The following is a 7,265-nucleotide window of genomic DNA, read 5'->3' as shown; positions in this document are numbered from 1 at the left end:
CCCCGTAACGAGACCAAAGCCCCGCGCGGGTTTTTTTAATGGCGGAGAGAGAGTGTAGTACGGAGAACCCTCCAGGTTCGACAAGTTGCGCCAGCAACTTGGACGCCGAGCAAAGCGAGGCGCCCCAAAGGGGTGAGCAAACGATACTTCGTTTGCGAATCAATCCCGACCCACCCCAACGAGCCCCGTAACGCAACCAAAGCCCCGCGCGGGTTTTTTAGTGGCAGAGAGAGAGTGTAGTACGGAGAACCCTCCAGGTTCGACAAGTTGCGCCAGCAACTTGGACGCCGCAGCGAAGCGACGGCGCCCTACCCCTCAGTCAACCAATAATCTCCCGAGCCATCGCCTTCGCCGCCTGATCGGTGTTGACGTGCTCACGCCGCGCACGATCCAAAACCTTGAGCAGCGTGTCGCCGATACCCTCCAGGCGAGCATTGCACCCGGCGTCATCGATGATCCCCATCTCCCGGGCGCCGCCGATGATGCCACCGGCGCTGACAACGTAGTCAGGGGCCCAGGTGACGTCAGCCTCGAGCAGCCGATCAGCATCAGCCAGCTCGGCGAGCTGATTATTGGCGGCGCCACAGATGACCTTGGCACCGAGCTTAGGAATGGAGTCCTCGTTGAGCACGGCACCCAAAGCGCAGGGTGACAGGATGTCTGCCCGCTCACTCAGGATTTGTTCCGGCGGTATCACCTCACCGCCACAGCTCCCTGCGGCCTCTTCAGCCAGCCGCGAGTCGACGTCGGCAACCTTCACCACAGCCCCCGCCTCGCCGAGGTGTCGGCAAAGGCGACCACCGACCCCGCCAGCGCCCTGGATAGCCACAGAAACACCGGCCAGGTCTGTGGCATCGAGGGTCACCTTGGCCATGGCCGCAATCGCGTGGAACAGGCCCTTGGCTGTCGGTACCGACGTATCTGAGCCAGGCAAGCCGGCCACATATTGGGTGGATTCCCGAATGACGGCCATGTCCTCAGCACAGCTTCCGACATCGGGTGCGCCGTGGTAGCGGCCATGGAGCGAGTCGATGCACCGGCCCATGGCGTGCAGCAGGTCAGGCGTCTTCTGTTCAGGGTCGGCGATAACCACCGATTTCCCGCCACCAAACTCCAGACCGGTGAGCGCCCACTTGTAGGTCATCGCTCGGCTCAATCGCAGGACGTCGGTCAGGGCGGCGTGGTCGTCGGGATAAGGGAGAAATCGAATGCCGCCGAGCGCAGACCCGCCGCGGACGCGATGCAGGGCCGTGATCGCCCTTAGACCGGTCGGGGCATCGTGAAACCAAACCACCTCCTCGTGGCCGTCAAACTCAGGATGATCAAACGCCATCGGGCACCTCACTAAAATCCGGGCCACATAATATCGCGATCGCGGTTGACGGCCCACGGACCCACTGGGATAATTCGCGCCCTCGCTGCCAGACCCGACCGGTTGGGCAGCGGCGGATGCGCCGGTAGCTCAGTTGGATAGAGTGCTTGGCTACGAACCAAGAGGTCGGGGGTTCGAATCCTCCCCGGCGCGCCAAATCAAAAAACCACCGCATGCGGTGGTTTTTTGGTTTGGAGGGCCGAGGAGACTTGATTCGAACCCCATGCGAGCAAAGCGAGCGGGGTTCGAGCCGAGCGCGCGCAGCGCGCGACGCATCGCGCAGGAGCGCAGCGACTGAGCGACCCCCTTGAGGGGTGAGCCTGCAAAGCAGGCGAATCATCCTCTCCACCAACCGTCGCAATGTACCCAGCAACCTCTTAGCCTCCACGCCTGCTCGCTTTCCCAAGCTTTGGCCTTCGCCCCCAGTCCATACGCATCGCGCGACGCTCAGCCCCCACCTCAATCCAACCTCCGAGAAAATCTAGCCATCGCCAACCCCAGCGCCACCAGCGCGATCAGACCCAGCGAACGCAGTTCACCGGCTAAGTCGCCAAGGTCGGCGCCACGGAGCATGACGCCCCGCGCAATCCGGATGAAGTGGGTGTTGGGCAAACACTCACCCAAAAACTGGGCAAAAGCCGGCATACCCTCAAAGGGAAACATGAAACCGGAAAGCAGGATCGACGGCAGCATGATAAAAAACGTCATCTGCATGGCCTGAAACTGCGTTCGAGCGACGGTTGAGATCAGTAGGCCAAGCGCCAGATTAGCGGTGATAAACACGACCGCACCCAGGTAGAGGTTGCCAATGGTCCCGGCGAACGGCACCTTAAACAAGACCTGCCCGAGCGCGACAATCAACGCTACCTGGGCCAAGCCGATCAGGATGTACGGCACCACCTTTCCCACCATCAGCTCGGGTGTGCTCACGGGCGTGTTGATCAACAGCTCGAGATTTCCCCGCTCCCGCTCTCTGACGATCGCCACCGCCGTAAACAGCATCATCGTCATGGTCAGGATGGTGCCGAGCAGTCCGGGAACAATGTTGACCGCGCTGCGCTGCTCCGGGTTGAAGTAAGGCCGCACCTCGATGTGTCGCGTGTCGGTCAGCCCGCTGGGTGCATCCGGCACCAGGGCGCTCAGCTGGTTGGCGACCGAGGTAATGGTCGGATCCGTGCCGTCGATCAACAGATGGGCCGCCGGTCGGTGCGGATCGGTGAGGCGCCGATCAAAGTCGCTCGGTATGTGTATGCCCACCGATATCTCGCCGCGCCGCAGCAGGGCCTCCAGCGACTGCGGCGAATCTGTGGTGATAATGATGTCAGCAACCTGAGTCTGGCGAACGTCCGCAATAAAACGCTGGGACAGCATGCTGCCCGACTGATTGGCCACCGCCGTCTTGAGGTCGCGGACGTCCATGTTGATCGCATAGCCAAACAGCAGCATCTGCATCAGCGGCATGCCCAGTACCATCCCAAAGGTCAGCCGGTCCCGCCGGAGCTGCCGGATTTCCTTGACCATCACCGCGGTCAGCCTAAAAAGCGCCGCTTTCATCGCTTGGGAGACTGGGTCGCCGAAACAAATACGTCCTCCAGCGACGGATCAACGAGGCGGATCCGAGCATCATGGGCAACGGCTGAGGTCAGCTCTCTCACCCGCGCCTCGGGGTCGCCGCAGCTCGCTGGCAGCAACACCCGGAGGCTGATGCCAAGCTGGGTGACGCTGAACACGTCGTCGGCTGCCGACAGAACCTGCTGCAGCGGCCCAACCGGTTGGCCCAGCACTTCAACCACATGCATACCCGTAGCACGCTTGAGCGCCTCCGGGTCGCCGTCGGCAACCTTCACCCCGCGATCTAAAATGGCCAGGTAGTGGCAACGCTCAGCTTCATCCATGTAGTGCGTTGAAACCAAGATGGTTGTCCCGGCTTCGGCCAGCTCAAACAGGCGGGCCCAGAAATCCCGGCGACTGCGCGGGTCGACCGCGCTGGTCGGCTCATCCAGCAGGAGCAGCTCCGGCTGGTGAAGCACCGCCGCCGCCAGCGCCAGCCGTTGGCGCTGCCCCCCGCTCATGGTGCCGGCCAGCTGAGTTTGCTGCTCAACCAGATCATAGCGGCGCTGCAGTTCGTCGATGCGCGCCCGCGCGCGACGTCCGGCGAGGCCATAGATGCTGGCGATAAAGCTGAGGTTCTCCCGGACGCTCAGGTCCCCGTACAGCGAGAATTTCTGGGTCATATAGCCGATACGAGCCTTGAGCCGCGCGGCGTTCCCTGCGACCGACAGCCCGAGCACATGCGCTTCACCGCTGGTGGGTGCGAGCAGCCCACAGAGCATCCGGATGGTGGTGGACTTCCCCGATCCGTTTGGCCCAAGAAAACCGTAGATAGATGCCCGCGGTACCTCCAGGCTCAGGTCGGATACCGCCCGCAGCTGGACAAACTGTTTGCTCAACCCCGAGGCGGAAATCGCGGCCTGCTCAGGGGTCGACAAATCGCGCCTCCAGCGGCATACCGGCCGGCAGCTCGCTGACCGAGCCCTGCAGCGCCACCTCGGCTGGATAGGTCAGTCGATCGCGGTCGTGGCGGGTCAGCGCAAAATACGGGGTAAACGCAGCATCGGCAGACACCCATCGCAGGCTGCCGCCAAGCAACGCATCCTGGCCCTGAATCTGCAGTTCCACGGGCTGGCCGACACGAGCCTGAGATCGCAGCTGCGCCGGGACGTAAATGCGTGCGAAGGTGTCATCGAGCCTCAGCAGCGTCAGTACCGGGTCACCCGCGCGAGGACGCTCGCCTTGCTCGATCAGCACCTGCTCCACCCTGCCTGCGACCGGTGCCCGGACCGTCAGCCGCTCCAGATCCAGCTCCAGCATCGCCAGCTCAGCCTGCGCCTGCTCGACCGCCGCCGCCGCCCGCGCCAGCTCCTCGGTAGTGCTGCCGTTTTGGAGCTCGGCGAGCGCGGCCTCCGATTCCTTTAGTCTGGCTTGCGCCATTTTCTGGGCGGCCAGCGCCTGGTCGTAGTCGTCGTCTGAGGCCAGGTTTTGCCGCTGAAGGTCCTGCACCCGTTTCAGGGCCGCTATTCGCAAGGTCAGGTCTTCGCTCGCCTGGATCTGACGCGCCGCCGCCGCGGCGATGATTTCGGACCGCGGACCGCGGCGAGTTTCCGCCAGCTGCGCCTCACTCACCGCCAGCACCGCAACCGCTCGGGCCCTGGCCGCCTTGGTGACCGCCGGATCGAGCTGGAAGAGCACGTCACCCTCAGCAACGCGCTGACCCTCGGCAACCGGCATGGCCACGATCAGTTCGGTGATGGGACCGCTGACCTGCACGCGCTCCGTCTCGAGCTGCCCAACCATCAGGTTAGGATCCGTGTCGGTGCAGGCAGTCAGCAGCAAAAGTATGAATCCCAGCGTTAGCAGCCGACGGTTCATGGCGTCACCCCGTCGCCCTGCGGCCGGGCCATAGCGCTGATGGCGGTTTCCACGTGAGCGGCCAGAAATGCCTTCACGTCCAGCCGCTGGTGCCGGTCAAACACGGTCTGCCAGACCGCCGCCATTACCACCGGCGCCAGGAGCAGCTGCGGATAGCGGTGGATGCCTGACGTTTGGAACTCACCCTGCTCTACCGCCCGGTCAAGCAGGCCCGACAGAGCGCCGAGACCAACGGTGATCACGTGATCATAGTAGTACTTCGTGAGATCAGGATGATTTGGTCCCTCAGCCATCATCAGACGGATGATGATTACGGCCCGAGAGGCAGCAAGCTGGCTGATGGTTTCGAGAAACGGTCCGCGGAGAAAAGCCGCGGCGGATCCATTCCACCCCTCGATCGCAGCCGCGATGTCCCGGACCCTCGGCTCGATAAAACCTCGGATGACCGCCTTGAGGAGATCCTGCTTGGTCTTGTAGTAGAGGTACATCAATCCCTTGCTGACCCCTGCGCGCTCCGCGACATCCGATACTCGCGCTCCGGCAAAGCCGCGCTCGGCAAAAACCTCCAGCGCAGCCTGAGCAATTTCTTTGGGCCGCTGGTCCTTACGCCGCTGAAATCGTGGTTCCGGAGACGCTTCGTCTTGATGTTGCTGACTCATAGGTCAGTAATTTACTAAATGACTGGTCAGTCAGCAACTATCACGTTTGACCCACAGCTCGGTTCGGGCTTCCCCCTGCGCTATGCTTACTAGCGTGTGCCCGACAACCGTGCGAACCCAGTGCTCAAATTGATGATCGGTGTTGTCGTCGGTTTGCTGGCCGGCCTTGCCGCAGTGACGCCGACAAGCGCGCAATCCGTCGCGCCCATTACCGATTCCCCCTGGCGCGAAGCGGTGGTCAGCGTGACCGACCTGGACCGCAGCGCCGCGTTTTTTACCCAAATCGGTGGTTACGAAGCCGTGCATCGAGGCAGCGTTGAGCGCAGCGAGCTTGACGCCTGGGGCCTGCCAGCAGACGCCGCCGGTGAGTCGTTGCTGCTGACTCATGCCGGGAACAACAGCGGGATGGTCCGGCTCGTTCGGTTCGAGAACGCCGGACCCAGGGTGCCGATGAGGCCTGGAGCCCGAACCTGGGACAGCGGATGCTACTTCAGCCTGATGATTCGCATGAAAGACATGGACCGGGTTTACCAGGACGCGATCGAGCTTGGCTGGTGGACCGAAACTCCGATTACAGACCTGACCTTTGGCAAGTCGAAGCTCCGGGTGGTGATCTATCGCGGCCCCGACGGCGTCCAGGTCCAAGGTTATGAGCGACTCGAGCCACCGCTTCCCGAAGCGATCGGCCCTTTCGACCGGCTCACCCGCCCCTTCAACATGATGCAGATGGTTCGAGATCGGGACGCGGCCTATCAGTTTTTCACTGAGGTGCTGGGCTTCGACACTTTCTACAACGGCAAACCCTACGTCGCGCCCAAACCGCAGGCGACGCCCCTGGGCATTCCCATCAACCTGACGACCAGCGTTCGCTACCGGGCTGGCATCGTCTACCCCAAGGCCGGAGAGTTCGGGCGAATGGAAATGATCGAGGTCATGGATCTCGATGGCAACGATTATGCCGATCGGTGCTTGGCGCCCAATCTCGGCATCCTGGCGGTCCGTTTTGAGGTGGAGGACGCTGAACGAGCAGCAGCATCGATCACGGAGCGCGGCTGGCCGCTGTTTGGCGAGCGTGTACCCGCGACGATCGCCCCGTACGGTCAGCTCGACCTGTTCACCGTTCGCACGCCGGACGGTGCAATCGTCCAGTTTTTTTCCCCACGCTAATGTCCAGACACAGGGCATGGCCCCTCGGGACAGAGCAGCGGTAGAATAACGTTTTGGCTGGATCTGAACGATGAGCACCCATACCGCAACCGTTAGCTGGGAGCTGGGCGACGGCGAATTTACGCCCGCCGCGTACCCCCGAGATCACCATTGGCGACTCGCTGGTGGCCAAACGCTCAACGCTTCGGCAGCACCTGGCTATCGCGGCAACGCAGACTGCGTTGACCCCGAAGAGGCCTTTACCGCCTCGCTGTCGTCCTGCCACATGCTGACCTTTCTGTACCTGGCCGCCAGCAAAGGGCTCGTCGTCGAAAAATATCTGGATCAAGCCGAGGGCACGCTCGGCAAAACCGAACGCGGCATGGTCATGACGCGGGTGACGCTGCGCCCGGAGATCACGTTCTCCGGCCCGGCGCCGTCCCAGGAAGACTTAGACCAGCTGCACCACGCGGCACACAAAGCCTGCTTTATTGCCAACTCGGTGCTGACCGAAATTGTTGTGGAGGCACCACAAGCCAGGTAGCAACGACGATCGGTCAATTCCAGCTTTTTTGAGGCAGGTCCTCCCGGGCAGCGGTGGCTGATGTCAATGGTCTGACGACCACAGTTTCACGGCAGCGTCACCGGTCAAACGAAAA

7 protein-coding genes and 1 tRNA gene are annotated in these 7,265 nt (G+C 62.4%); 3 read left to right on the top strand and 5 right to left on the bottom strand.

Translation table 11 applies throughout. From position 1 onward, the window contains the following. Positions 1-319: 319 nt before the first annotated feature. Positions 320-1,333: a Glu/Leu/Phe/Val dehydrogenase dimerization domain-containing protein gene (locus tag AAF358_20290; GenBank protein ID MEM7707903.1), complete on the bottom strand. Its 1,014-nt coding sequence runs from the start codon at positions 1,331-1,333 to the stop codon at positions 320-322. Between the two features lie 118 nt (positions 1,334-1,451). Between AAF358_20290 and AAF358_20285 the strand changes: the two genes are divergently transcribed. Beyond that, positions 1,452-1,528: transfer RNA gene (locus AAF358_20285), tRNA-Arg, on the top strand. 303 nt (positions 1,529-1,831) lie between these two features. Here AAF358_20285 and AAF358_20280 read toward each other — a convergent pair. The 4 genes from AAF358_20280 to AAF358_20265 are packed head-to-tail and all read right to left on the bottom strand — an operon-like array spanning position 1,832 to position 5,460. Next, complete coding sequence (locus AAF358_20280; GenBank protein MEM7707902.1) at positions 1,832-2,926, bottom strand: ABC transporter permease; 1,095 nt, start codon at positions 2,924-2,926, stop codon at positions 1,832-1,834. Then, positions 2,923-3,837 carry an ABC transporter ATP-binding protein gene (locus tag AAF358_20275; protein MEM7707901.1) on the bottom strand — a complete coding sequence of 305 codons (915 nt, stop codon included), beginning with the start codon at positions 3,835-3,837 and terminating at the stop codon, positions 2,923-2,925. The genes AAF358_20280 and AAF358_20275 overlap by 4 nt, the downstream gene beginning before the upstream one ends. A gap of 10 nt (positions 3,838-3,847) precedes the next feature. Continuing rightward, positions 3,848-4,801 carry an HlyD family efflux transporter periplasmic adaptor subunit gene (locus tag AAF358_20270; protein ID MEM7707900.1) on the bottom strand — a complete coding sequence of 318 codons (954 nt, stop codon included), beginning with the start codon at positions 4,799-4,801 and terminating at the stop codon, positions 3,848-3,850. Then, a complete protein-coding gene (locus AAF358_20265) occupies positions 4,798-5,460 on the bottom strand; it encodes a TetR/AcrR family transcriptional regulator (GenBank protein MEM7707899.1) in 663 nt (220 codons plus the stop codon). Before AAF358_20265 ends, AAF358_20270 begins: the two co-directional genes overlap by 4 nt. A 120-nt stretch (positions 5,461-5,580) precedes the next feature. Here AAF358_20265 and AAF358_20260 point away from each other — a divergent pair, with 120 nt between their 5' ends. Further along, positions 5,581-6,627 carry a hypothetical protein gene (locus AAF358_20260; GenBank protein MEM7707898.1) on the top strand — a complete coding sequence of 349 codons (1,047 nt, stop codon included), beginning with the start codon at positions 5,581-5,583 and terminating at the stop codon, positions 6,625-6,627. Positions 6,628-6,697: 70 nt separating this feature from the next. After that, positions 6,698-7,150, top strand: coding sequence for an OsmC family protein (locus AAF358_20255; GenBank protein ID MEM7707897.1), 453 nt, complete (start codon positions 6,698-6,700; stop codon positions 7,148-7,150). Positions 7,151-7,265: the final 115 nt, after the last annotated feature.

This window comes from Pseudomonadota bacterium (assembly GCA_039033415.1).
GTDB lineage: Bacteria > Pseudomonadota > Gammaproteobacteria > Xanthomonadales > SZUA-38 > JANQOZ01.
Note: the sequence above shows the minus strand (reverse complement) of the source record. Positions and strands in the feature narration are given on the sequence as shown.

Excerpts from the sequence above, each read along its gene's own strand:
- AAF358_20290 (MEM7707903.1), bottom strand. The coding sequence starts at position 1,333 with ATGGCGTTTGATCATCCTGAGTTTGACGGCCACGAGGAGGTGGTTTGG.
- AAF358_20280 (MEM7707902.1), bottom strand. The coding sequence starts at position 2,926 with ATGAAAGCGGCGCTTTTTAGGCTGACCGCGGTGATGGTCAAGGAAATC.
- AAF358_20270 (MEM7707900.1), bottom strand. The coding sequence starts at position 4,801 with ATGAACCGTCGGCTGCTAACGCTGGGATTCATACTTTTGCTGCTGACT.
- AAF358_20265 (MEM7707899.1), bottom strand. The coding sequence starts at position 5,460 with ATGAGTCAGCAACATCAAGACGAAGCGTCTCCGGAACCACGATTTCAG.
- AAF358_20255 (MEM7707897.1), top strand. The coding sequence starts at position 6,698 with ATGAGCACCCATACCGCAACCGTTAGCTGGGAGCTGGGCGACGGCGAA.